The 23572-nt window shown below is 63.4% G+C and carries 22 protein-coding genes and 2 pseudogenes; 12 read left to right on the top strand and 12 right to left on the bottom strand.

Annotated features, from left to right (window positions below; translation table 11 throughout):
* Window positions 1–6: 6 nt before the first annotated feature.
* Window positions 7–1182, bottom strand: coding sequence for an MFS transporter (locus QIY50_21810; protein ID WGV19917.1), 1176 nt, complete (start codon window positions 1180–1182; stop codon window positions 7–9).
* Between the two features lie 94 nt (window positions 1183–1276).
* Here QIY50_21810 and QIY50_21805 point away from each other — a divergent pair.
* The 3 genes and pseudogenes from QIY50_21805 (at window position 1277) to QIY50_21795 (ending at window position 3947) form a co-directional block, all read left to right on the top strand.
* Window positions 1277–2192: pseudogene (locus QIY50_21805) on the top strand (LysR family transcriptional regulator).
* Window positions 2193–2406: 214 nt separating this feature from the next.
* Window positions 2407–2898 carry a DUF1543 domain-containing protein gene (locus tag QIY50_21800; GenBank protein WGV19916.1) on the top strand — a complete coding sequence of 164 codons (492 nt, stop codon included), beginning with the start codon at window positions 2407–2409 and terminating at the stop codon, window positions 2896–2898.
* A gap of 62 nt (window positions 2899–2960) precedes the next feature.
* Window positions 2961–3947: a 5'-nucleotidase gene (locus QIY50_21795; protein ID WGV19915.1), complete on the top strand. Its 987-nt coding sequence runs from the start codon at window positions 2961–2963 to the stop codon at window positions 3945–3947.
* Window positions 3948–4066: 119 nt separating this feature from the next.
* Here the strand turns inward: QIY50_21795 and QIY50_21790 are convergent, their stop codons facing one another.
* From QIY50_21790 to QIY50_21775, 4 genes are read right to left on the bottom strand one after another with little or no spacing between them, the layout of a single operon-like run.
* Window positions 4067–4504 carry a hypothetical protein gene (locus QIY50_21790; GenBank protein ID WGV19914.1) on the bottom strand — a complete coding sequence of 146 codons (438 nt, stop codon included), beginning with the start codon at window positions 4502–4504 and terminating at the stop codon, window positions 4067–4069.
* A gap of 28 nt (window positions 4505–4532) precedes the next feature.
* Entirely contained in the window at window positions 4533–5012 is a 480-nt protein-coding gene (locus tag QIY50_21785) for a hypothetical protein (protein ID WGV19913.1), read from the bottom strand.
* Window positions 5013–5016: 4 nt separating this feature from the next.
* Window positions 5017–6684 (bottom strand): hypothetical protein, encoded by a 1668-nt coding sequence (locus QIY50_21780; protein ID WGV19912.1) that lies wholly within the window; start codon window positions 6682–6684, stop codon window positions 5017–5019.
* A gap of 7 nt (window positions 6685–6691) precedes the next feature.
* Window positions 6692–7201, bottom strand: coding sequence for an SMI1/KNR4 family protein (locus QIY50_21775; protein WGV19911.1), 510 nt, complete (start codon window positions 7199–7201; stop codon window positions 6692–6694).
* Window positions 7202–7552: 351 nt separating this feature from the next.
* On the opposite strand from QIY50_21775, the gene QIY50_21770 reads away from it, so the two are divergent.
* From QIY50_21770 to QIY50_21750, 5 genes and pseudogenes are all read left to right on the top strand, one after another.
* A complete protein-coding gene (locus QIY50_21770; GenBank protein ID WGV19910.1) occupies window positions 7553–8830 on the top strand; it encodes a bifunctional O-acetylhomoserine aminocarboxypropyltransferase/cysteine synthase in 1278 nt (425 codons plus the stop codon).
* A gap of 329 nt (window positions 8831–9159) precedes the next feature.
* Entirely contained in the window at window positions 9160–9615 is a 456-nt protein-coding gene (locus tag QIY50_21765) for a (2Fe-2S)-binding protein (protein WGV19909.1), read from the top strand.
* A complete protein-coding gene (locus tag QIY50_21760; protein ID WGV19908.1) occupies window positions 9615–11861 on the top strand; it encodes a molybdopterin-dependent oxidoreductase in 2247 nt (748 codons plus the stop codon). Before QIY50_21765 ends, QIY50_21760 begins: the two co-directional genes overlap by 1 nt.
* A gap of 17 nt (window positions 11862–11878) precedes the next feature.
* Window positions 11879–13223: pseudogene (locus tag QIY50_21755) on the top strand (cytochrome c).
* 146 nt (window positions 13224–13369) lie between these two features.
* Window positions 13370–14365 carry an XdhC family protein gene (locus QIY50_21750; GenBank protein WGV19907.1) on the top strand — a complete coding sequence of 332 codons (996 nt, stop codon included), beginning with the start codon at window positions 13370–13372 and terminating at the stop codon, window positions 14363–14365.
* A gap of 17 nt (window positions 14366–14382) precedes the next feature.
* Here QIY50_21750 and QIY50_21745 read toward each other — a convergent pair whose 3' ends face one another.
* The 4 genes from QIY50_21745 to QIY50_21730 all read right to left on the bottom strand — a co-directional run bounded on the left by QIY50_21745 (window position 14383) and on the right by QIY50_21730 (window position 16550).
* Entirely contained in the window at window positions 14383–15174 is a 792-nt protein-coding gene (locus tag QIY50_21745) for a transporter substrate-binding domain-containing protein (protein WGV19906.1), read from the bottom strand.
* 158 nt (window positions 15175–15332) lie between these two features.
* Window positions 15333–15974: a LysE family translocator gene (locus QIY50_21740; GenBank protein ID WGV19905.1), complete on the bottom strand. Its 642-nt coding sequence runs from the start codon at window positions 15972–15974 to the stop codon at window positions 15333–15335.
* Between the two features lie 49 nt (window positions 15975–16023).
* The gene (locus tag QIY50_21735; GenBank protein WGV19904.1) at window positions 16024–16224 is read right to left on the bottom strand and encodes a DUF1289 domain-containing protein; all 201 of its coding nucleotides are present in this window, start codon (window positions 16222–16224) and stop codon (window positions 16024–16026) included.
* A gap of 8 nt (window positions 16225–16232) precedes the next feature.
* The gene (locus tag QIY50_21730) at window positions 16233–16550 is read right to left on the bottom strand and encodes a hypothetical protein (protein ID WGV19903.1); all 318 of its coding nucleotides are present in this window, start codon (window positions 16548–16550) and stop codon (window positions 16233–16235) included.
* Between the two features lie 317 nt (window positions 16551–16867).
* Between QIY50_21730 and QIY50_21725 the strand changes: the two genes are divergently transcribed.
* Entirely contained in the window at window positions 16868–18616 is a 1749-nt protein-coding gene (locus tag QIY50_21725; protein WGV19902.1) for a BCCT family transporter, read from the top strand.
* 134 nt (window positions 18617–18750) lie between these two features.
* Here the strand turns inward: QIY50_21725 and QIY50_21720 are convergent, their stop codons facing one another.
* Window positions 18751–19230: a VOC family protein gene (locus QIY50_21720; GenBank protein WGV19901.1), complete on the bottom strand. Its 480-nt coding sequence runs from the start codon at window positions 19228–19230 to the stop codon at window positions 18751–18753.
* Between the two features lie 204 nt (window positions 19231–19434).
* On the opposite strand from QIY50_21720, the gene QIY50_21715 reads away from it, so the two are divergent.
* The gene (locus QIY50_21715) at window positions 19435–20085 is read left to right on the top strand and encodes a TIGR04211 family SH3 domain-containing protein (GenBank protein WGV19900.1); all 651 of its coding nucleotides are present in this window, start codon (window positions 19435–19437) and stop codon (window positions 20083–20085) included.
* Between the two features lie 120 nt (window positions 20086–20205).
* On the opposite strand, the gene QIY50_21710 is transcribed toward QIY50_21715, so the two are convergent.
* Both QIY50_21710 and QIY50_21705 read right to left on the bottom strand, forming a co-directional pair.
* Window positions 20206–20478 carry a hypothetical protein gene (locus tag QIY50_21710; protein WGV23105.1) on the bottom strand — a complete coding sequence of 91 codons (273 nt, stop codon included), beginning with the start codon at window positions 20476–20478 and terminating at the stop codon, window positions 20206–20208.
* 375 nt (window positions 20479–20853) lie between these two features.
* Entirely contained in the window at window positions 20854–21735 is an 882-nt protein-coding gene (locus QIY50_21705; GenBank protein ID WGV19899.1) for a LysR family transcriptional regulator, read from the bottom strand.
* Between the two features lie 108 nt (window positions 21736–21843).
* On the opposite strand from QIY50_21705, the gene argC reads away from it, so the two are divergent.
* Both argC and QIY50_21695 read left to right on the top strand, forming a co-directional pair.
* Entirely contained in the window at window positions 21844–22785 is a 942-nt protein-coding gene (gene argC, locus QIY50_21700; GenBank protein ID WGV19898.1) for an N-acetyl-gamma-glutamyl-phosphate reductase, read from the top strand.
* Between the two features lie 79 nt (window positions 22786–22864).
* Window positions 22865–23551 carry a GNAT family N-acetyltransferase gene (locus QIY50_21695; GenBank protein ID WGV19897.1) on the top strand — a complete coding sequence of 229 codons (687 nt, stop codon included), beginning with the start codon at window positions 22865–22867 and terminating at the stop codon, window positions 23549–23551.
* Window positions 23552–23572: the final 21 nt, after the last annotated feature.

The following is a 23572-nucleotide window of genomic DNA, read 5'->3' as shown; positions in this document are numbered from 1 at the left end:
CACCTGTTAAACAGCAACCTGACTCGCCGCAGCCCCCGACCGCCCCCGCCAGGCGAACAGCAGCACCATCACCAAGCCCAAAGCCGCCATCGCCGCCCCCGCCAGGGAAACCGCCGGATACCCCAACCCCGCATTGATCACCGCCCCACCCAGCGCCGCGCCAATCGCGTTACCCAGGTTGAACGCCCCAATATTTACCGCCGACGCCAGGTTAGGCGCATCCTTGGCCGCTTCCATCACCCGCATCTGCAGCGGCGGCACCAGGGCAAAGCTGGCAGCGCCCCACACCAGTACCGCCAGCGCGGTCGGCAGCGGCCAGTCCATCACCAGCGGGAACACCAGCAGCACCGCAATCAACGTGGCCAGTGACAGCATCAGGGTGCGGTCGATCGAGCGGTCCGCGGCCTTGCCACCCCAGACGTTGCCCAAGGTCAGGCCGACACCGAACAACACCAGCATGGCCGTGACGAAGGTGGTGGAAGCCGCCGCCTCGCTTTGCAGGATCGGCGCGATATAGGTGAATACCGTGAACATCGCACTGGAGCCCACCACGGTCAGCAGCAATGCCGCCAGCACCGGCCCGCGGCCCAGCACGCGGATTTCGGCCATGGCCCCGTCACCCTTGGGCAGCGGTACATTGGGCAGCGCATGCCAGAGGGTGGTCATTGCCACCAGGCCGAGCCCGGCGATGCCCCAGAATGCCGTACGCCAGCCCAGCATTTCACCGAACCAGGTCGCCAGTGGCACCCCGCCGATGGTGGCCAGGGTCAAGCCCATGAACATCGCGGCCACGGCCCCGGCGCGCTTCTCGGGCGGCACCACGCTGGCCGCGACGATCGAGCCGATGCCGAAGAACGCACCGTGGTTCAGCGAGGTGACCACGCGGGCGACCAGCAGGCTGGCGTAGTCGCTGGCCAGGGCCGACATCAGGTTGCCCAAAGTGAAGATGGCCATCAGGCCGATCAACAGGTAACGCCGCGGGACCTTCACCGTGGCCAGGGTCATCAGTGGTGCGCCGATCAGCACACCGATCGCATAGGCACTGACCAACAGCCCCGCAGCCGGGATTGAGACGCCAAGGTCGGTGGCGATGCTGGGCAGCATGCCCATGGGGGCGAACTCGGTGACACCGATGCCAAAGGCTCCGATGGCGAGTGCGACAAGCGGTGGATTGATACGCATGGCAAACTCCTTATCTGTGCTGCAAATGCTACGATCAGAAGCTGAGCGGCACTAGACTGCGTTTTTGCGAACCACCTTTGCTGAAGAGGCACAAATGGACTTCAGTGGAAGATCCGGAGAGATGGAAATATTCGCCAAGGTGGCCCAGGAGGGCAGCCTGTCCGCCGCCGCCCGGGCGCTGGGCCTGACGCCTTCGGCGGTCAGCCGCATCCTCGCGCGGACCGAACAGCGCCTGGGCACCCGCCTGATGCTGCGTACTACCCGGGCGATCACCCTCACGCCCGAGGGTGAAGCGTACCTGCGCGGTGCACGGCGGGTGCTGGCCGACATGCTCGAAGTGGAAGAGGCCATCACCGACCAGGGCGTGCCACGCGGGCGCTTGCGGGTGAGCGCTGCGCTGGGCCATGGCCGGCTGACCGTGGTGCCGTTGCTGGCCGCGTTCAGCGCACGCTACCCGCAGGTGCTGGTCGACCTTACCCTCAGTGACGAAGTGGCCGACATACTCGGCGGCCAGGCCGACGTGGCGCTGCGCTTCGGCCACCTGCCGGACAGCTCGTTGAGCGCCCGCGCCATTGGCGAAACCGGCCAGGTGATCGTCGCCTCGCCCGAGTACCTGGCGCGCTGCGGCACGCCGCTTGTGCCGGAGGACCTGGCCGAGCACAACTGCCTGCGCTTCAACTTCCGCCGCGCCGCGCCCGACTGGCCGTTCCGCCGCGACGGGCAGGTATTTTCATTGAAGGTGACGGGCAATATCGAATGCAGCAGCGGCGAAGCCCTGGCGCAGTTGGCCAGGCTCGGCGCCGGCGTGGCGCGCATCGGAACCTTTACCGTGGCCGATGACCTGGCCAGCGGACAGCTGGTGCCGTTGCTGGATGGTGTACAACCCCGGTGATCGCGAACCGATCCATGCGGTGTTCGTCGGCGGCCCGGCGATGCCGGCACGGGTGCGGGTGTTCGTGGATTTTCTGGTGGAGCAACTGTCAGGCCTGCGCTGTCGCGCAGAGAACTGAGTCCACAAGCCCATTCGCGCACCTGTGGGAGCGGGCGTGCCCGCGAAGAATCCAACACAGTGCCTGGCACCGGCTACGCCGGTGTTCGCGGGCATGCCCGCTCCCACGGGGCCCCTGCCAATTCAATGAGTCATGTGCGGTTCCATGAAAGCGGCATCCACCGATCAGGCAGTACAATGCCGCACTCTTACGTTAGCCACGCAAAGGACCGCCCATGCTTTACGTTGTCATGCTCGGAGGCCGCCACCCCGGCGCCAAGATCGAAGTCCACGATGTGGTGTTCGCCCAGGCCGACACCTTCGAACAGGCCTACCCGCAATTGCGCCAGGCCTGGTTCGGCAGCCCGCGAGGTTTGCATATCGATTCGTGGCTGGAAGTGCACGGTATCGACGGTCAACGCATCGAACTGCGCCCTGATGCCCCGGCCCCTGGCGCCCTGCGCCTGTACTTCATCAACCTCGGCGGCTACGAGCGCGAGGTATTCGGCGAGGCCCACCGCTACCTGCTGGTTACTGCCCACAACAAGGCCGAGGCCAAGGCCCTGGGCAAACAACGCATGCAGGCGGACTGGCTGAAGCCGCATACCGATGCCTTGCTGGATGTGGACGATTGCCTGGCGATCGATCGGGTGGCAGGCCAGTTCGTGCACCTGGTCGAAGGCGCACATGAGCCGGTGGTGGTGCGTAACGACTACATCCTGATCTGACGCCGACAGCGCCGCGAAGCGCGCGGTACACTTGCCTTCAGCTCAGGCTCAGGAGTTTTTTCATGCCCTACCCCATCGAACAGAAACTGGTCATCGGCGTTGCTTCGAGTGCGCTGTTCGACCTCACCGTCTCGGATGACATCTACCAGACCCAGGGCGTCGAGGCTTACCGTCAGCACCAGCAGCAGAACCTGGACGAACCTTTCCCCAAGGGCGTGGCGTTCCCGTTCATTCGCCGCTTCCTGAGCATCAACCAGGCTTTTCCCGAGCAGTTGCCGGTGGAGGTGGTGCTGCTGTCGCGCAACTCGCCGGAAACCGGCCTGCGGGTGTTTCGCTCGATCAGCCACTACCAGCTGGACATCACCCGTGCGGCGTTCATGTCGGGCCGATCGCCCTACGAGTACATCCCGGCGTTCAATGCCTCGCTGTTCCTCAGCGCCAACGAGGAAGATGTGCAGAAAGCCATCGACGCCGACTACCCGGCCGGGCGGGTGCTGCCGACACGCATCTACGATGACGAGATCGACACCGAACTGCGGGTGGCCTTCGACTTTGACGGGGTGATCGCCGATGACGAGGCGGAGCGCGTGTACAAGCGCGACGACAACCTGGACGAGTTTCAGGAGCATGAGCGGGCGCGCAAGGGCATCCCGCACTCGCCGGGGCCGTTGGCGGACCTGTACCGCAAGCTTTCGCTGATTCGCATGCTCGAGGACCGCAAGTTGGCCGAGGACCCGGCGTACAAACGGATTCTGCGGATTGCGATAGTGACGGCGCGCAATGCACCTTCGCATGAGCGGGTGGTGACGACGCTGAAGGACTGGGGCGTATCGCCGGACGAGTGCTTCTTTCTGGGTGGGATGGAGAAGCCCAGGGTGTTGTCGATATTGAAGCCGCATGTGTTCTTTGATGACCAGCGCAGCCACTTACAGTCGCCCGCGGGGGATTTGCCGATGGTGCATGTGCCGTTCGGGGTGGCGAATCGCGAGCGTTCGGCAGCGGACTCTGTGCTCAATGTGCCAGCTCACACTTCGATCGCACCGATTTGATGTGATGTGCAGTACCTGTGTGGGAGCGGGCAAGCCCGCGAAGTGGCCTCAACTTGTTTAGCTGATGGGCAGTAGGGTTCACCCGCGAACACTGGCGACTCCCTACTGTGCGACTTTCTTCAAAGCAATACCGCTGCCACGCCGACTGCAAGGAGTGCAGCACCGAGAACAGTTGAGCTGATCAGCAGGCGTTTGGCCAAGCGAGCCTGCTCGACCGTCTGTTGCTCCAGACGCAATTCCAGCGCCTGGTTTTTTTCAATGCTGGGCTCCAAGTGTTGTTTGATCGCATGCTCAAGTCGAGCAGGCAAGGCCTGATCGAAGGCATCAAGCTTACCGTCAATCGCTTCGCTATGGCTGGCAAGTTTCTGCTTTTGGTCATGGGCGATGCGCAGTAGCTGCTTGTCCCTTGCTTCCAGATTGCTGACTGCGGCTGCAAGAGAATCTGCAACATCCTTGCGTGCAACTTCGAGTTGCCGACCAATTTCAGTCAGTAATTCCTGGCTGACCTGGCCAATGCGCTTCTCGGCCGCCTCGACCCGCTGTACGCAACCGATCAAGTCACGCGCTTGGGCCGCGGTGAGGCCTTTAGCCTCGAGTAGCCCTTGGTATGGCCGTGCGAATGTCCTGCTGTTGGGACGCCAGTTGCTCCTGCTGCTCAAGGATTTGAACATTCTGTGCCCGCAACTGGGCCGCTTGAGCCTCAAGACGCTGCTGCTGACTTAGTAAAATATCTTGCTGATCGCACAGCACTTTCGACACCGCGGTGTTGAAAATGAGCAACTGCGATGAGTGCCGGTTGAGGTTGGCAATCTCGGTACTCAGGGTGAGTTGAGCATCCTTGATCTTGTCCTCGGTGTTGTTCCACCAATTGCTCAGAATATTCTGAGAGCTCTTTTCACTGCGCGCCCTTTGCAACGCATCGTTGGCGCTCTTGGCTTGGTTCTGCGCATCAACGACTGCAGTAATCAGTTGTTTTACACAGCTGCCACCAATTACCGATTCTGACAAATCCGCTTGAGACAACGCGGTGACGATCTGGATTTCCTTGCCTTTCAAACTACTCATTGCGTTACCTTGTCCTGAAAAAGTCTTCCAGCAGCACCTGGGTTTCGTCCAGATAGGCCACCATCTGGCGCGTTTCGCTGACCTGCGCCTTGGCCGTCTCGATGCTCGCTGCAAGGCTGAACAATGTACTTTGGGCAGCCTGTGCAGCGTTAACAAATGAATGCTCGGTGGACTCGTAGCTTTTGATTGACTCAGCATATTTACCGATGGACTGCAGCGAGACCTCAGCCTGCGCCAGCAGATCACCCGCCAGCCGTTCACTCAAGCGCCCATCAAGGATGATGGCGTCCAGAAGTTTTTCGTCGTAGGCATAACGGTAGCGCGCGAACAGGTTATCCAGTTGGTAAGCCAGAAAGGCACTGAGCAAACCGGTGAGCATGCCAACCAGCACACCGGCGACAATGTCGGCAATCGGAAGCAGGAACGGCAGCGTCTTCAGAAACGTCGCCACACTTTCTTGCAACAGGAAGCCGACGCTTGTCACTACGACGGTGGTGAGAATCTTCAGTCCTTCCTGAAGAGCCTGGTCAGACGTCATGCCCTTGGGCGGAAACATGATCATCTTGATGGCCTTTACCAAACTCAGCAAACCGTCGCGGATGACAGTAACGAAGCGCTTGGCGGTGGACAGGAAGTTGTTGATCAAGAACGTGATCAAATTGCTCATGAATCCACTGGCCCCCCCTTGAAGGGCCTGGGATGCAGCGTCCGGAATCTTCTTGATGACCGAGGCGATTACCCGTTGCAAACGCACCTTGATTTCTTCGAAGAGGGTCTTGCCCGCACTTGCCCCCGCTTTGATCAGCACCTTGAACTCGATGAACAGGCCATTGACCAACTCCGTCAGAAGAACTCCCAGCGCCTGCTTAAGGCCCATGGTCGCCGCTTGTTTGCCACCGGTGCTGAGCAACTCGCCAGCCTGCTTCTTGAACAGAGCACTGTTGGCAGTCTTGTCGACATGTGCCCGGGCTTTTTGGTAAGCCTCCTCGACCATGTTCTGGTTGAGCCCAAACTCCTCCGCATTGGTCGTTCCGTCATTTCGTTCACGGTTTGACCATTCGTCAAGATCATGACCTTTCTTCGACCCGTTTGCGGGTTTGTTGGTCAAGGCAAGGTTATTATCATCATTGACCATCTTGCGCATACGCCCAGCGTCGACTTGCTTCTTGCCCGTTGTGGGGTCGACCACTACATCGCCTAGAGCAAGATGATTCTTGGGGGTACGGTGGACTTCACTGATGGACACCACATGATCCAGCTCTACAGTAACCGTCTCGCCTGTATGCATGACCGTGGTCCCATCAGCCGCAACCTTGGCACCGGTATAGTCGTCCCGCCCCTTCGCAATCCGCTCGTCACGCTTCTTATCCCAAGTCTTGCCGCCAGTCGCCTCAGCTTGTTTTTGAGTCTTGATCTCGTACTGGGATCGAACTTCTTCGCTGTACTCTGTTTTCGAATGCGCATGCAGCGCCTTGTCGGAGTCAGTGGCGATGTAATCGTCATCGCCACGAGAGAAGTTGTGCAGCGTAGTGACATTTCCGCCGTTCTTGTCCTCAAACATCGCCGTAGAAAGACCAAAAGGCCCGATGATTTGCCCAATGACCTGTTGCTGGCAATCATCGAACAGTTTTTGCAGGCGCTGCTCGCGCATTTCGGTAAGGGTCATTTCCATGGGGGGCTCAAGCACACATGCGATTGACTAAATTCTCGAACCAAACAGTGAAATTGGGTGCCTTCACCGATCGACGAGGGAATTCATGGGAATAGCTGATAATTTGACCGTGGGCGCCTGCGGCGGCTGGAGCAAGGTCAAGACAGAGGTTGTCACCGGCACCGTTGGCAGCAAAAGGAATCCAGCACGGGTGCCACCATGTATGAAGTACAGCGGGATCGGGATGATCAAGTGGCTCGTCTAGGTCGCCGTGGTCGAGTAGACGGCGTAGCGCGCACCATTCCAGGAGAATCTTGCGGGACGAAAGAAATTCGTAGCCCTCGAACAGCCCTTCTGCTTTGCCCTGTTGGCCGTCATGTCGCAGCAGGCACTGTACGAAGTCAGCGGGTAACGCCACGCCCAATTGGTCTTGCAGTGCTGATATCTGTACAACCGACGCGCAAGCATTGAGGTCAGCGAATTGCCGCGGACTGTGCTTTTGCAGGAAGGCTTCCAAGTCATGCCAGAGTTGTTGCACCCCACCCTCCATATGTGGATTCCAATGCAGGCTTGTGTTTATCCATACATTAGAGGCAATTAGCCATCACCCATATCCTGCCCTAACAGATACCGCTTGTCACCTGTCAGCAACCCAGGCCAACACCTGCCCGCCTTTTCATGGTGATACGTCACCTTTTGTAGTCTGCAGTTGCGCTCATTCTTTCCGTAAGTCGCCTCTGTTGGGTCGCAGATGACGGCACCTTACCGCTCCCTTCGATTTGCACATTAAGTGTGCGGCACCGCTCAAGTGGGCTCCACAACGTTCGTGACCCACACCCTTCCCCCGCCACATGCTCGGTCGCTCCACCCACGCTCAAGGAACGATTGCATGAAGCTGGAAACACTCGCCATCCACGCTGGCTTCAGCCACGACCCGGCCACCCGGGCAGTGGCCGTACCGATCTACCAGACCACCTCCTTCGCCTTCGACGACACCCAGCACGGCGCCGACTTGTTCGACCTGAAGGTGGCCGGCAACATCTACTCGCGCATCATGAACCCCACCAACGACGTGCTCGAGCAGCGCATGGCCGCCCTGGAGGGCGGGGTCGGCGCGCTGGCGGTGGCCTCGGGCATGGCGGCCATAACCTACGCCATCCAGACCGTCGCCGAGGCTGGCGACAACATTGTCTCGGTGGCCAAGCTGTACGGCGGCACCTACAACCTGCTGGCCCACACCCTGCCGCGCATGGGCATCCACACCCGCTTTGCCGCCCACGACGACATCGCCGCCCTCGAAGCGCTGATCGATTCGCGCACCAAAGCGGTGTTCTGCGAGTCCATCGGCAACCCGGCCGGCAATATCGTGGACATCGCCGCGCTGGCCGAGGCTGCCCACCGCCACGGTGTACCGCTGATTGTCGACAACACCGTAGCCACCCCGGTGCTGTGCCGGCCGTTCGAGCATGGCGCCGATATCGTCGTGCATTCGCTGACCAAGTACATCGGCGGTCATGGCACCAGCATCGGCGGCATCGTCATCGACTCCGGCACATTCCCCTGGGCCGACAACAAGGAACGCTTCGCCCTGCTCAACACCCCCGACCCGTCCTACCACGGCGTTACCTACACCGAAGCCTTCGGCCCCGCCGCCTTCATCGGCCGCTGCCGCGTGGTGCCATTGCGCAACACCGGTGCCGCGCTGTCGCCGTTCAACGCTTTCCTGATCCTGCAAGGCCTGGAAACGTTGGCCCTGCGCATGGAGCGTCACACCGAGAACGCGCTGAAAGTCGCCCGTTACCTGCAAGCCCACGAGCAGGTGGCCTGGGTGAAATACGCCGGGTTGCCCGACCACCCCGAGCATGAACTGGCCCGGCGCTACACCGGCGGCAAGCCGGCGTCGATCCTGTCATTCGGCATCAAGGGCGGGCAGGCGGCCGGTGCGCGCTTCATCGATGCGCTGCAACTGGTGGTGCGCCTGGTGAACATCGGCGATGCCAAGTCGCTGGCCTGCCACCCCGCCTCCACCACCCACCGCCAGCTCAACGACGAGGAACTGGAAAAGGCCGGCGTGCCACGGGACATGGTGCGCCTGTCGATCGGCATCGAGCACAGCGACGACATCATCGCCGACCTGGCCCAGGCACTGGAGGCCAGCCGGGGCTGATTTATCTGCGCCCTACCCAATGCCGACGGCGGGCGAACCTTCATCAAGCCTTGATACACCCGCATGGCCTGCTGATCGCAGACAAGCCAGTTGTCATGGCACTGCAGATGACCCATTGGATTGGCCGGGACACTGTGGGAGCCGGCTTGCCGGCGATAGGGCCAGTACAGGCTTGCGCATTTCAACGAATTGCTTGCCTGATCCTCTGAACCTGCGCCGCCAGCAGACCGGCGGTCACCCCGCTGTGCTAGCGTTTCTGCACTGGGGAGCACCGTACTCCCCAATCAGAAGAAACCAGGCGACAGCAACCGTTGACGGGCAGGTGAACCATGGAACTACGCATCAACCAGAAGACCTACCAGGTCGAGGCAGACGCCGACACGCCCCTGCTGTGGGTAATCCGCGACGACCTGGGGCTGACCGGCACCAAATATGGCTGCGGCCTGGCCCAGTGCGGCGCCTGTTCGGTGCTGGTGGATGGCAACGTGGTGCGCGCCTGTGTTACCCCGGTGGCCGGCGTGGTCGGGCGCGAGGTGACCACCATCGAAGCGATCGAGGCAGATGCCGTCGGCAAGCGCGTGGTCGCGGCCTGGGTCGAGCACCAGGTGGCCCAGTGCGGCTACTGCCAGTCCGGCCAGGTCATGGCGGCCACGGCGCTGCTCAAGCACACGCCCAAGCCCAGTGACGCCCAGATCGAGGCGGCCATGGTCAACCTGTGCCGCTGCGGCACCTACAACGCCATCCATGCCGCCGTGCATGAACTGGCCCAAGGGGAGAAGGCCTGATGAACACACCAGTCGATACCCCCGCCGAATTGCTCAGGCTGCAGCAGGGCGAAACGGTCAACCTGTCGCGTCGGCGCTTTCTTGCCGGTACGGCTGTCGGTGCGCTGGTGCTTGGCTTCGGCCTGCCCATGGGCTCGGGCCGCGTGCAGGCAGCCGCCGCAAGCCCGGAGCGCGGCACCCAGGTGCCGGCGTTTCTGGAGATCCGCCCGGACGGCAAAGTGCGCCTGCTCAGCCCGTTCATGGAGGGTGGTCAAGGCCCCTTCACCGCCATGGCGCAGATCGTTGGTGAAGAGCTGGACGTCGACCCGGCCAACTTCGTGGTCGACAGCGCACCGCCCGGGGAAGCCTATGTGGTGATGGAAAACGGTATGCGCATCACCGGTGGCAGCATGTCGGTACGCATGAGCTACCCGACCATGCGCCGCCTGGGCGCCCTGGCCCGGGCCATGCTGCTGCAGGCGGGCGCCGAACAGCTGGGCGTGCCGGTCGAAGATCTCTCCACCACACCGGGTTACGTGGTACATACCACGACTGGCCGTTCCATCCCTTACGGTGAACTGGCCGGGCGTGCCATGGACCTGCCGGTGCCGGACCCGGCCAGCGTCAAGCTGCGCGACCCCAGCCAGTTTCGCTGGATCGGCAAGCCGGTACGTCGCCTGGATGCCTACGACAAGTCCACCGGCAAGGCGGTGTACAGCATCGATATCAAGGTCGACGGCATGCTCCACGCTGCCGTGCAGCACGCGCCACGCCTGGGCATGACCGTCGGCAGCCTGCGCAACGAAGACCAGGTCAAGGCCATGAAGGGCGTGCATTCGGTGCATCAGTTGCCGGGCGCAGTGGCGGTGGTTGCCGAACGCTGGTGGCACGCCAAGCGCGCAGTCGAAGCCATCCAGGTGGACTGGAAGGAGCCCGCGGCCGACAGCCCGGTAAGGCCGATGCCGGCCGATTTTTCCAGCGATGGCTGGCGCGAGCACCTGGCCATGGTCACGGGCCCGGCGCGCGACGACGAAAACCAGGGTGATGTAGCCGGCATGCTGGCCAGTGCCAAGACCCGGGTCGAGGCGACCTACCACAACCAGTACCTCAACCACGCCCAGCTGGAACCGCCGTCGGCACTGGCGCGCTTCAACCCGGACGGCACCCTGGAAGTGTGGCTGCCCAACCAGGCGCCGGACATGTTCCGTGACGACATCGCCAAACGCACCGGCCTGGCCCCGGCGCAGATCACCCTGCATTCGCCGCTACTGGGTGGTTTCTTTGGCCGCCACTTCCTGTACGACTCGGCCAACCCCTACCCGCAGGCCATTGCCTTGGCCAAGGCGGTCGGCAGGCCGGTGAAACTCATCTGGAGCCGCGAGGAAGAATTCCTCCGCGATGTGCTGCGCCCGGTCGCCGTGGTGAAGTTCCGCGCCGGGCTGGATGCCGACGGCCTGCCGGTGGCCCTCGAAGCAGTCAGCGCCACCGAAGGCCCGACCGAAGCCATCGCCGGCAAGCAGGGCGAAAAGCTCGACCCGACCGCGCTCGAAGGCTTGTCGGGCAAGGCCTACGCCATCGCCAACAAGCGCATCGCGCAAATCTACGTCAAAGGCCCGGCCATGCTCGGCTACTGGCGTTCGGTGGGCAACTCGCTGAACGATTTCTTCTATGAGTCGTTCCTCGACGAACTGGCCGACAAAGGCGGCAAGGATCCGTTCGACCTGCGCCTGCACCTGCTGCGCGACAACCCGCGCCTGACCAACCTGTTGCAGGCCGTCGCCGAGCTTTCCGGCGGCTGGAAGCGTGGGCCGTTCACCGCCGAAGACGGCAGCAAGCGTGCACGTGGCGTGGCCATGGCCTCGCCGTTCGGCTCGGAGGCAGCGGTCATTGCCGAGGTGTCGATCGAGAACGGCCAGGTCAAGGTCCACGACATCTGGCAGGCCATCGACCCAGGCAGCATCGTCAACCCGGCGATCATCGAGCATCAGGTAAACGGCGCGGTCGCCCTGGGCCTGTCGCAGACGCTGCTGGAAGAAGCGGTGTACGTGGATGGCAAGCCGCGCGCGCGCAACTACGACCTGTACCCGATCCTGCCGCCATCGCGCATGGCCAGGGTGCATGTGCGCATTGTCGAGAGCGGGGCGAAGATGGGCGGCATAGGCGAGCCACCGTTGCCCGCCGTGGCACCGGCGGTGGCCAACGCAGTCGCGCAGCTTACCGGCCAGCGCGTGCGCAGCCTGCCATTGAGCCGCCATACCTTCAGCTGAGCAGACAAGGACGCCCCATGAACCATCGTTTCGCAAGAACCGCTGGCTGGCTGGCGCTGCCGTGCCTGGTCGCGGCAGGCCTGCTGGCCTGGTACGTCACCCGCGAGCCCGCCTCGCCATTTGCCGATGTACAGGCCGCCGCTGCCGACCCGGCGCTGGTCAGCCGTGGCGAGTACGTGGCCCGCCTCAGCGACTGCGTGGCCTGCCACAGCCTGCCGGAGGGCAAACCGTTCGCCGGCGGGCTGGAAATGGCCACCCCGCTGGGGGCGATCCACGCCACCAACATCACCCCCGAGCGCAACACCGGCATCGGTGACTACAGCCTGGCCGACTTCGACCGTGCCGTGCGCCAGGGCGTCGCACCCGGGGGCCGGCGGTTGTACCCGGCCATGCCCTACCCGTCCTACGCCAAGCTCAGCGATGACGATGTAAAGGCACTGTATGCGTTCTTCATGCACGGCGTGCAACCGGTGCAACAGGCCAACCGGGCCAGCGACATTCCCTGGCCGCTGAACATGCGCTGGCCCATAGCCTTGTGGAACGGCCTGTTCGCCGCCACCACCCCGTACACCGACCAGGCCGGGCAGGATGCGCAGTGGAACCGCGGCGCCTACATCGTCCAGGGCCCCGGCCACTGTGGCAGCTGCCATACGCCGCGCGGCCTGGCCTTCAACGAAAAGGCCCTGGATGACATGCGGCAAGCCGTTCCTCGCCGGTGCCCTGCTCGACGGCTGGTATGCACCGAGCCTGCGTGCCGACCCTAACACCGGGCTGGGACGCTGGAGCGAGGCCGAGATTGCGCAGTTCCTGAAGACCGGGCGCAACCGGCACGCGGTGGTATTCGGCTCGATGACCGAGGCATTCAACAACTCCACGCAGTTCATGAGCGACGACGACTTGGCCGCCATCGCCCACTACCTGAAATCGCTGCCCGGCGACCCGCAACGCGATGGCGCGCCGTGGCAATATCAGGCCGAAGCGACGGCGGCGCGGCTCGATAGCCCCGGGGCACATACCTATGTAACCCGCTGTGCGTCGTGCCACGGCCTGGACGGCAAGGGCCAGGCCGAATGGATGCCGCCCTTGGCCGGCGCTACCTCGGCACTGGCCAAGGAAGACGCCTCGGCGATCAATATCACCCTCAATGGTTCCCAGCGGGTGGTGACGGCCGGGCTGCCCGATGCCTATCGTATGCCGGCCTTCCGTGAGCAATTGAGCGACCAGGAAATTGCTGATGTGCTGGGCTTCGTGCGCAGTGCCTGGGGGAACAATGGCGGTGCGGTGAACGCGCAGGCGGTGGGCAAGTTGCGCGGGCATACCGACCCGGCCAGCAGTAGCCCGATCATTTTGCATATGCGCTGAAATGGGTAATGCCTGTACCTGCCTCTTCGCGGGCACGCCCGCTCCCACAGCTATGGCGCCGCCCTTCAGGACTGTGTGGGCCCTGTGGGAGCGGGCAAGCCCGCGAAGAGGCCGGCACAGCCAACATCAGGTTCAATGGAGTCCCCATGGAAAGCATCGACCTGCTGGTCCTGCGCACCACCCGCGACTGGCTCGCCGCCGGCCACCGCGCCCTGCTCGCCACCGTCGCCCGCACCTGGGGTTCCTCCCCCCGCCCGGTGGGCTCGATGATGGCCCTGCGCAGCGACGGCCGCGTGGTCGGCAGTGTTTCTGGCGGCTGCATCGAAGACGACCTCATCCACCGCTACACCAGCGCCTATGGCGGCCCCGGCATGTCCGGCGGCCTGCCCCAGGTGGTGCGCTATGGCGTGAGTGCCGACGAGGCCCACCGCTTCGGCCTGCCCTGTGGCGGCACCCTCGAACTGGTGCTGGAATTCTCCCCGTCGCTGACACACCTCGAGCAACTGCTTGCCGGCCTCGACGACGGCAACCTGGTACGCCGCGGGCTCGACCTGGGCAGCGGCAAAGCCAGCCTCACCGCCACCACCACGCCCGAACTGTTCAGCTTCGATGGCCGGCAGATGCTCAGTACCTTGGGCCCCGGCTACCGCCTGCTGCTGATCGGTGCCGGCGCGCTCGCCGAATACCTGGCGACCATGGCACTGTTCAATGGCTTCAGCGTTTCACTGTGCGACCCACGCCCCGAGTACACGGCAGGCTGGAACGTTGCCGGCGTCACCCGCCTGGCCGGCATGCCGGACGACGTGGTCCGCGCCTTCGCCCCGGACCTGCGCAGCGCCATCGTCGCCGTCAGCCACGACCCCAAGCTGGACGATCTGGCCCTGCTCGAAGCCCTGCACAGCCCGGCGTTCTACATCGGCGCGATCGGCTCACGGCGCAACAGCCAGCTGCGCCGCGAGCGGCTGATCGAACACTTCGGCGAAAGCGAAGCGTCGTTGCAGCGCCTGCACGGCCCTATCGGCATTTATATCGGGAGCAAGACACCGGCCGAGATCGCCGTCAGCGTCATGGCCGAGATCCTCGCGACGAAGAACGCGGTCAGCGTGACCCGGGCCAAGGAAGCCGAGCAACTGACCCTGTAGGAGCGCATCCCTGGTTGCTATTGCCAACGCTCCAGGTTTTGCTGCAACAGTTGCTCCGGCAACGCCCCGGCAACGATCTTTTCCATCTCCCTAGCCAGCGCCTCACGCAGCTTCGGCTGGTTGCAAGGCGATTCATGCGACAGCGCCAGGTACAGCCCGTCGCTGGATATCGGTGGTTCCAGTACCTGCAAAGTGTCGGCAATTCCCAAGGTGCGCGCCAGCGCCAAGCCGGGATACTGCTCGTACACCACGTAGTCGCTGCGCTTGAGCATCAACTTCTCGAACGCCTGCCTGGCACCGGGTACTGCTTCGAGGAGGAGGTTGGCCCTGGCGTAGTCGTCGAACTGCTGGCCGTGGCTGTTGTTCACCAGCGTGCCGCCTTTGCGGCCCTTCAGATCGGCCCATTCCCGGTAGGCAAAGGTATTGTCCTGGCGCACCCAGACAACACTTGGGGTATGCAGGAATGCCGGTGCAATGAAGTCCATCTGCTGCTGACGGGCCTTGGTCAGGAAATACCCGGCCATCAGGTCGATCCGGCCCGTGCGTACTTCTTCCTGGGCGCGCGACCATGGCCCGCCGTAGACCACCTCGATTTCCAGCCCCAGTTGGCTGCCCAGGTACTTGAGCAGGTCGGCATTGGCACCGATCAGCTGCCCGGGGTTTTGCGGGTCGCGCCACAGGTAGGGGGGATATTCCGAGTTGCCGGTAGCAGTCAGCCGCCGGCAGTCCTCGTGCGCTACCGCCGCCAGCGGAAGCAGCAACAGGCACGGCAACAGCAGCAAGGCGTGGCGAAAGCAGCGCTCGATCATCGTCAACCCTCGGCCCAGATAACATCCGCAGACCCGGCGGTGGCCGAAGGCTGCCACATCCTGTGGTCGACTGCAGCATCCAACTGTGCGTGCTGTAGACAGTCTGGACCATGTGGGGGCATCAGGTTGGCCTTTCATCGGCCAGATGCCCTGGTTTTTCAGGCCCCCTGCCGGCGCATCGCCAGGATCGCCGCGCCAAAACCGATAAAGGTCGTACCCACCACCCGGCTCACCCAGCGCGACAGCGACGGCCGGGTCAGCACACCCTTGGCCCGCGCAGCCAGCGCGGCATACAGGCTCAGCGAAACCAGCGACAACGCGACGAAAATTCCGGTCAGGATCAGGAATTGCGGCAGCAACGCCGCCCCCTGGTCAATGAACTGCGGGAACAGCGCAGTAAAGAACATGGTCGCCTTGGGGTTGGTCACCGCCGTGAGGAAGGCCGACTTGTACAGCTTCAACGGCGAGGGCCGGACCTTGGCCATACCCTCTGCAGCGCCTTGTGCCAGCATCGGGCTCTTTTTCAGCAGTTGCCGCGCCCCCAGGTAGAACAGGTAGCCCGCCCCCAGGATCTTCACGGCATTGAACAGGACTTCGGAACTGGCCAGCAGCGCACCCAGCCCCAGCATGGCGGCAGCCGACAGGCAGAACAGCCCGGAGCCATTGCCAAGCGATGACCAGATCGCGCTGCGCTGGCCATGGGCAAGGCTGTTGTTGATAGCCATCAGCGTGGCAGGGCCAGGGCTGGCGATCGCGATGGCGGCGACCAGGGTAAACGCAAACAGCGAGTGAGAATCCATTTCAAACTCTTCAGGCAATCAGAAAGGGCCGCGCGCGAGGCACGCAGGTTCAGCCCGCATTCTGCCGCTTGGCCGCCTTCTTGGCGATAGCCTTCATTCGCGTTGCCGCCCGCTGCACGGTGGCCATCCTCTCGGGGCGCTTCATGCCCCGCCATTTGCGGATTTCGTCACGGGTGCGGCCGCAGCTCAGGCACAACTCGCCATTGAGTTGGCACAGCGAGACGCACGGGCTGTCGATGTCTTTGGCCATGCCGCCAATCAGCCGGGCAATTCTGCCCGCGCACGCTCGGCGGCGGTGTGGAATACCTGGCGTACTTCCTCGGCCTTGACCTTGCTGACCGACCTGGCAGCCAGCAGTTCTTCGACCACACGCAGGCCCTGCTCCAGGGCGGTAGCCAGTTGCTCGCGGTCGGAGGCGTCAGCGACATCACCCAGATAAGGAGCGATGAGATACACGTAACGGTCCTGCAGCTTGAGCGCTTCCAGCGCGTCGAGGGCTTTCTGGAACCGATCGGCAGCGGCAGGGCTCATGCTCAATTTATCGAAATGGATCAGGCTCACACGGTCAGTGGCCATTTTCACGAATCTCCGTTTCCTGATACGGCCAGGCCCACAAGCAGCAGCGCTTCTACGGTGCTCGGATGTGCAGGCCCGGGTAATGCCCATCAGGGTACCAGAACGCGAGGCAGAAAGGGCCATCGCCCCCAGAACTAAAAGTATTTGCCAGGTCGCGTAATGGACGCCCCGGGGCGCTATCGGGACAGGAGCGGTCGTTTGCTGCGCAGGATAATCGCGCCGGCAATACTTCCGCCGAGGCAGTCACCGAACTCGGTAGCCCACACAAAACTACAAGCCTGCACCTGCGGGTAAGCCAGAAAGGGGCCTCATCATTCATGGCAAAGGAACACATCACCGAAACGCTTGACCTTGGCGTGACGGACCCCTCGAAAACCGCAGAAGCACGCCAGGATCGGCATTTCGAGGGCAAGCTGGACTGGATCGTCTTTGGTTTCACCAGCCTTCTGGCAATCGCTTTCGTCCTCTGGGGCTTCCTCAACCAGGCAAGCCTCGCCAGCAGCGCCTCCAGCGCGCAATCCTGGGTCATTCTCAACTTCGGCTGGTTCTTCGTGCTCACCTCCACGCTGTTCGTGGTGTTCGTGCTATGGCTGGCCGCCAGCCGTTACGGCCGGGTCCCGCTGGGCCGTGATGGCGAACAGCCAGAATTTCGCACGGTGTCCTGGGTGGCGATGATGTTCAGTGCCGGCATGGGCATTGGCCTGATGTTCTTCGGTGTTGCCGAACCGCTGTCGCACTATGTGTCGCCACCGCCAGGGACGGCCACCGGGCAGTCCAGTGAAGCGATGCAGGTGGCCATGGCCACCACGCTGTTCCACTGGACCCTGCACCCTTGGGCCATGTACGCCATCGTCGGCCTGGTGATTGCCTATGGCACCTTCCGCCGCGGCCGCTCGCAGCTGATTTCCGCCGCCTTCCGGCCGTTGATCGGCAAGCATGCCAACGGCCCGCTCGGCCGCCTGATCGACATGATGGCAATCTTCGCCACGCTGTTCGGCTCGGCGGCCTCGCTGGGCCTGGGCGCGCTGCAGATCGCCGGTGGCCTGGAATACAACGGCTGGATCGAGAGCCCCGGCAAGCTGTTCTACATCTCGATCATTACCCTGCTGACCATTGCCTTCGTCACCTCGGCGGTGTCCGGCGTCGGCAAGGGTATCCAGTGGCTGTCCAACACCAACATGGTGCTGGCACTGGTGCTGGCGGTGTTCGTGTTCATGGTCGGCCCGACACTGCTGATGCTCAACCTGCTGCCCACCTCGATCGGCATCTACGTCAAGATGCTGCCGGAAATGATGGCACGCACCAACGCCAGCGGCGGTGAGCAGATGAACAGCTGGCTGGCCGGCTGGACCGTATTCTACTGGGCCTGGTGGATTTCCTGGACGCCGTTCGTGGGCATGTTCATCGCCCGCATCAGCCGCGGCCGCACCATCCGCCAGTTCGTTACCGGAGTGCTGCTGGTACCGAGCCTGGTCAGCCTGGTGTGGTTCACCATCTTTGGCGGCGCGAGTATCGACGCCCTGCGCGATGGCGCCCTCCAGCTGGCCAACGGTGCGGTCAACAGCAACCACGCGCTGTACCAGTTGCTGGACAGCTACCCGCTGGCCTCGGCGACATCAGTGCTGGTGATGGTTCTGGTGGGTATATTCTTCGTCTCCGGTGCCGATGCGGCCTCGCTGGTGATGGGCACGTTGTCGGAACATGGCACCACCACGCCATCACGGCGCACGGTGATCTTCTGGGGCGCGCTGACCGGTACGGTGGCGGCGATCATGCTGGCAATCGGCGACCCGCGCGACCCTGGCAAGGCGCTTACCGGCCTGCAGAACCTGACCATCGTCGTGGCCCTGCCGTTCGTGGTGGTGATGGTGCTGCTGTGCCTGGCGTTGTATCGCGACCTGCGCAAGGACCCGATGATGCTGCGCCACCTGCGCGGCAACGAACTGATCGAGAAGGCCGTGCTGTATGGTGCGGTGAAGCATGGCGAAGAGTTCTACATCGTGGTGCAGGAGAAGAAAACTTCGGTCAAGGCGACGTCGGCAGGGACCGAAGTGACCGGCAACTGATCGGGCACGCCAGGGGAGCCGGGGGCTGCTGCGCAGCCCATCGCCGGCAAGCCAGCTCCCACCCCGACCGCATTGCCCCCAAGCCAGGCGCAGTACCTGTGGGAATGGGTTCACCCGCGAAACAGGCGGCGCGGTCAGCCCTTCAATGCCGCTTCGATCTGCGCCACATCGATCTTGCCCATCTGCATCATGGCCTCGAACGCCCGCTTGGCCGCCGCCCGGTCGGGGTTGCCAATGGCTTCGATGAGAATGCGCGGTGTGATCTGCCACGAAATCCCCCACTTATCTTTGCACCACCCGCAGACGCTGGCCTCGCCACCATTGCCGACAATGGCATCCCACAGCCGGTCGGTCTCGGCCTGGTCCTCGGTACTGACCTGGAACGAAAAAGCCTCGCAGTGTGTGAAGGCCTTGCCGCCATTGAGCCCCACGCAGGGAATCCCCATCACGCTGAACTCCACGGTAATCACGTCCCCCTGCTTGCCGGAAGGGTAGTCGGCAGGCGCCAGGTGCACGGCAATCACTCTGCTGTCAGGGAAAACCCTGGCATAGAAATTCGCGGCTTCCTCGGCATCGTTGTCGTACCAGAGGCAAATGGTGTTCTTGGCAGTCATGGTCTTGCTCCATGAAAGTGTGTGAGCCTTTGAGTCTAGCCCGGCGTTGCCGTTTGCTGCCGTGCAACATCCTGCAGACATTTCCGATATCAGGTAGTGAACCTGCTGACAAAAAAAGGGTCTTTCGCTGACGGTCAACTCACCGACCGGTTCATCGGCCCAGTCACCGGGCCTACTTTTGTCCTGTTTCAGCGAAGACCCAACATGCCCGATTCCCGCCCAACTGTTTCCGCCCTCACTGTCCTGCGCGGCGGCCTGATCGCCGCCCTGGTAGCCCTTGCCGCACCGGTGCACGCCGAAGAGCCTGCCAGCGATGCACGCTGGGTCAGCGACAGCCTGAGCACTTATGTGCGCAGCGGCCCGACCGATGGCCACCGCATCGTCGGTACGCTCAAGTCCGGGCAGAAACTGACGCTGATCGGCAGCCAGGGCAACTACAGCCAGGTGCGTGGGCAGAACGGCGATGTGGTGTGGATTCTGAGCAGCGACCTGCAGTCGGTGCCAGGCCAGAACGAGCGCCTGCCGCAGCTTGATGCCCAGGTCGCGGAGCTGACCGGGCAGTTGAAGAATATCGACGAAAGCTGGAAGAACCGTGTGCAGGGCATGCAGGAAACCCTCGATTCACGCAAGAAACTGATCGACGAACTGGAAGCGCGCAACAAGGCGCTGAATGAACAGCTCGACCAGAGCCAGTCGCAGCTGCGCGATACCCAGGCACGCCTGGGGGATGAGAACAAGCAGGTGATGATGCGCTATATGGTGTATGGCGGCAGCATTGCCGGCGCGGGCTTGCTGGCGGGGCTGATCCTGCCGGCACTGACCCGTGGGCGCAGGAAGAACGATCGCTGGTTCTGACTGGGCTTTCCTGCACCGGCCTCTTCGCGGGCTTGCCCGCTCCCACAGGGTTTCCAACAGGCTCAAGGCCTGCGCAGTACCTGTGGGAGCGGGCGAGCCCGCGAAGAGGCCCGGAAGGGCTTACCTGCTACGTGCCTTGTTGTAGATGGTCTTGGCCAGGTCTGCCGAGGCCTGGCACTGAGTCATATCGCCCTTGCTCTGAGCATCCTTGGCATTTTGCAGGTGGACTTTGAAGTCATGGGCCATGCCGCCATGCATTGCCTGGCCACTGGCCTTGTCGAAATCCTCAAGTTCCTTGATCTTCGCCGCACAGTTGCTCGCCGGGTCTGCGTGTGCGGCAAAACTGAGGACCGAGGCAATCACCAGCAACGGTATGCATTTCGTGGATTTCATGGAACGTTCTCCTGGAAAACCTGAAGGGTCATCGAGATGACATTGGCTCGACGCAGCAAACAGCATAGTCGGCCATACCTTCCGGCGCCTCGGCTCAGCCCGGGGACCATGCCCCCTCGGCCAACAGGAAATCCGCCGCGCGGTGCCGCCAAACTCGGCGAGCACTTCTACCAGTTCGCCACTGGCCAGTGCGTCCTGCACAGTAAAGCGGTAGGCCTGCATCAGCCCGCCGCCATGGCGCACCAGCGTGGCGGTGGCGACATGCCCTATGTCCATCTTCGCGTGACCGATGAAGATGTGGGCGCTGAACACAAGCGCCAGCTGATCGAACAGACAACCCGCGGAGGTAACCCCATGGGGGCTGCTGTGCAGCCCCTACTGCCGCAACCGCCCCAATGCCTGCAACACATACCCCGTGGCCCGCTCAACCTGCCCTTCCCGGCAAGCGATGCCCAATTGCCGCCACAACCCCGGCCGCAGCGGCCGACGGGCAATGCGCCGGTCCAGCTCGGCCGACTCCCCCTCCTGCGGTAGCAACGTCGCCCCATACCCGGCCCCGACCAGGCTCTTGATCGCATCGTTGTAGTTCAACTCGATTCGCGGCTCGGGGTACAAGCCCGCCGCCGCGAACCACTCACCGGTCACCCGCGAAAGCTGGGTGCTGCTGTCGTTGAGGATCAACGCCCGCTGCGCCAGCCACGCCGGCGTGACCCTGGCCGGCGGCTGCCAGTCGGCCGGCACGTAGGCCAGTATCGGGTCGCGCCGCCAAGGGGTAACCGCAAGCCCTTTGCCGGCCACTTGCGGCAAGGCCACCAGGCCGATATCCAGCGTGCCCTCGCGCAAGCGCGTCAACGAGGCCTGGGAGGTCAGCACCTGTACCTGCACATCGATCCCCGGGTGCACCGTACGCAGGTGCTCCAGCGCTTGCGGCAGCAGGTGGGCAATGGCACCGGTGGAGGCGCCCAGGCGCACCCGCCCGGTCAGGCCTTCAACCTGCCGGCGCACTTCGTCCAGCGCCAGATCGGCGTCGGCCAGCAGGCGGCGGGCTCGAGCCAGCAGGGTTTCGCCGATGACCGTGGGCCGCACCTGGCCACGGGTACGGGTGAGCAACGGGGCGCCGATGCGCGCTTCCAGCTCGGCCACGTGCAGGCTGATGGTGGGCGGTGCCAGGTTGAGCTGGCGAGCGGCTTCGGCAAAGGAGCCCAGGTCGCAGATGACTACCAGGGTGCGGAGGCGATCGAGGCTGATTTCGCGCATGGGCCCGACTCATTCAGAAAAGATGAACATATCGGTCATCATATTCAAATTTTCTTTACTACAACTACCGGCGAGCATAGGCCATCCCTCCCCGACCGGACTTTGACCATGCACACCCCTGTTGTCTTCATCGACGGTGACCAAGGCACCACCGGCCTGCAGATCCACGCCCGCCTGCAAGGCCGCAGCGACCTGCGTCTGCTGACCCTGCCCGAAGCCGAGCGCAAAGACCCGCAACGCCGCCGCGAGGCGATCAACAGCGCCGACATCGCCCTGCTGTGCCTGCCCGACGATGCCGCCCGCGAGGCCGTGGCGGCGATCCACAACCCGCAGGTGCGGGTGATCGACGCAAGCTCCGCGCACCGCACCAGCCCAGGCTGGGTCTATGGCCTGCCGGAGCTCGACGAACAGCAAGCCGAACGCATCGCGCACAGCAAGCGCGTCAGCAACCCCGGCTGCTATCCTACCGGCGCCATCGCCCTGTTGCGCCCACTGGTCAAGGCCGGCCTGCTGCCAGCGGATTACCCGCTGAACATCCACGCCATCTCAGGCTACTCCGGCGGTGGCCGCGCCGCAGTCGAACGGCATGAACAGCCCGCCGCTGGCAAAGCCCCCGCCCTGCAACTGTACGGCCTGGAACTGGCGCACAAGCACGTGCCGGAAATCCAGCAACACGCCGGGCTGTCGGCGCGCCCGATGTTCATGCCCGGCTACGGCGCCTACCGCCAGGGCATCGTGCTGAGCATCCCGCTGCAGTTACGCCTGCTGCCCGGCCAGGTCAGTGCCGAACAGCTGCAGGCCTGCCTGCAGCAGCACTACCAAGGTGCACGCCATGTCCAGCTGATGCCCCTGCACCAGCACGGCGCAGCGCCGAACCTCGACCCCGAGGCGTTGAACGACAGCAACGACCTGCGCCTGGCGCTTTACGCCAACCCGGAGCATGGCCAGGTACTGCTGACCGCAGTGTTCGACAACCTCGGCAAAGGTGCCTCCGGTGCGGCAGTGCAAAACCTCGACCTGATGCTCGGTGCATTGCAGGTACAAGGCTGATCGGCAAAAACGGTTAGACTGTACAGCCCGCGCCCGCATGGCGCGGGCCGTCCTTCTACCCGCCGGAGCCCGCCCCCCGATGTTCATCCTGAGCCGCCTCGACAGCGTGCCGCCTGAATCTTTCCAGAACCAGATCCGCGAACTGGTGATCCACCACGTCGGCGAACTGAGCAGTGTCGCCATCAGCGCCGACAACCGGCTGTACCCGCTGTACCAGTACGGCGTCGGCATGGAGGTGCACCAGTACCTGCAAGCGCTGGACGGCACCCGCGGCCTGGCCGTGACGCTGACCCTTGCGCTGGATGCCGAGGCGCCGGACCAGTTGCTGGGTTTTGCCCTGTCACTGCCCGCCGAGGACGATGAACAAGCGTGCGCCCTGGCGTTCCTGGCCGTGCGCGCCAGCCATCGTCGCCAAGGCATCGCCCGCGCACTGCTGGGCGACCTGCAGGCACGCCATGCCTGCGTCGAACTGAATGCCTTTGCCAGCCAGGTACCGTGGTTCGAGGCGATGGGCATGCAGGTGGTGGCCGCCAATGGGCCGCAAGTATTGATGAGCAGTACCGGGCAGGCTAGCGGCGCGCTGATCGGGCGGCTGGACATTGCGCCGATCTACCAGACGGCGGAAGTGATGCAGATCCATACCTACCTGCTCAACCAGCAGGGTGAGGATGCGATGATCGAAGCAGAACAGATGCGGGATGAGCGGCTGGACGAACTGACCGCTCAGGCGCAGGAATGTGTACGGCAGCGCAAGCTCGTGCATTGATCCAAGGGCCTGTTCGCGGGC

It is taken from the genome of Pseudomonas putida (assembly GCA_029953615.1).
In the GTDB taxonomy this organism is placed as follows: Bacteria; Pseudomonadota; Gammaproteobacteria; order Pseudomonadales; family Pseudomonadaceae; genus Aquipseudomonas.
This window is presented reverse-complemented; position numbering and strand designations above follow the sequence as displayed.

Bases quoted from the DNA above. Each gene is read 5' to 3' on its own strand.
- QIY50_21810 (WGV19917.1), bottom strand. From the start codon at position 1,182: ATGCGTATCAATCCACCGCTTGTCGCACTCGCCATCGGAGCCTTTGGC.
- QIY50_21800 (WGV19916.1), top strand. From the start codon at position 2,407: ATGCTTTACGTTGTCATGCTCGGAGGCCGCCACCCCGGCGCCAAGATC.
- QIY50_21795 (WGV19915.1), top strand. From the start codon at position 2,961: ATGCCCTACCCCATCGAACAGAAACTGGTCATCGGCGTTGCTTCGAGT.
- QIY50_21785 (WGV19913.1), bottom strand. From the start codon at position 5,012: ATGAGTAGTTTGAAAGGCAAGGAAATCCAGATCGTCACCGCGTTGTCT.
- QIY50_21780 (WGV19912.1), bottom strand. From the start codon at position 6,684: ATGGAAATGACCCTTACCGAAATGCGCGAGCAGCGCCTGCAAAAACTG.
- QIY50_21770 (WGV19910.1), top strand. From the start codon at position 7,553: ATGAAGCTGGAAACACTCGCCATCCACGCTGGCTTCAGCCACGACCCG.
- QIY50_21765 (WGV19909.1), top strand. From the start codon at position 9,160: ATGGAACTACGCATCAACCAGAAGACCTACCAGGTCGAGGCAGACGCC.
- QIY50_21760 (WGV19908.1), top strand. From the start codon at position 9,615: ATGAACACACCAGTCGATACCCCCGCCGAATTGCTCAGGCTGCAGCAG.
- QIY50_21750 (WGV19907.1), top strand. From the start codon at position 13,370: ATGGAAAGCATCGACCTGCTGGTCCTGCGCACCACCCGCGACTGGCTC.
- QIY50_21745 (WGV19906.1), bottom strand. From the start codon at position 15,174: ATGATCGAGCGCTGCTTTCGCCACGCCTTGCTGCTGTTGCCGTGCCTG.
- QIY50_21740 (WGV19905.1), bottom strand. From the start codon at position 15,974: ATGGATTCTCACTCGCTGTTTGCGTTTACCCTGGTCGCCGCCATCGCG.
- QIY50_21735 (WGV19904.1), bottom strand. From the start codon at position 16,224: ATGGCCAAAGACATCGACAGCCCGTGCGTCTCGCTGTGCCAACTCAAT.
- QIY50_21730 (WGV19903.1), bottom strand. From the start codon at position 16,550: ATGGCCACTGACCGTGTGAGCCTGATCCATTTCGATAAATTGAGCATG.
- QIY50_21725 (WGV19902.1), top strand. From the start codon at position 16,868: ATGGCAAAGGAACACATCACCGAAACGCTTGACCTTGGCGTGACGGAC.
- QIY50_21720 (WGV19901.1), bottom strand. From the start codon at position 19,230: ATGACTGCCAAGAACACCATTTGCCTCTGGTACGACAACGATGCCGAG.
- QIY50_21715 (WGV19900.1), top strand. From the start codon at position 19,435: ATGCCCGATTCCCGCCCAACTGTTTCCGCCCTCACTGTCCTGCGCGGC.
- QIY50_21710 (WGV23105.1), bottom strand. From the start codon at position 20,478: ATGAAATCCACGAAATGCATACCGTTGCTGGTGATTGCCTCGGTCCTC.
- QIY50_21705 (WGV19899.1), bottom strand. From the start codon at position 21,735: ATGCGCGAAATCAGCCTCGATCGCCTCCGCACCCTGGTAGTCATCTGC.
- argC (WGV19898.1), top strand. From the start codon at position 21,844: ATGCACACCCCTGTTGTCTTCATCGACGGTGACCAAGGCACCACCGGC.
- QIY50_21695 (WGV19897.1), top strand. From the start codon at position 22,865: ATGTTCATCCTGAGCCGCCTCGACAGCGTGCCGCCTGAATCTTTCCAG.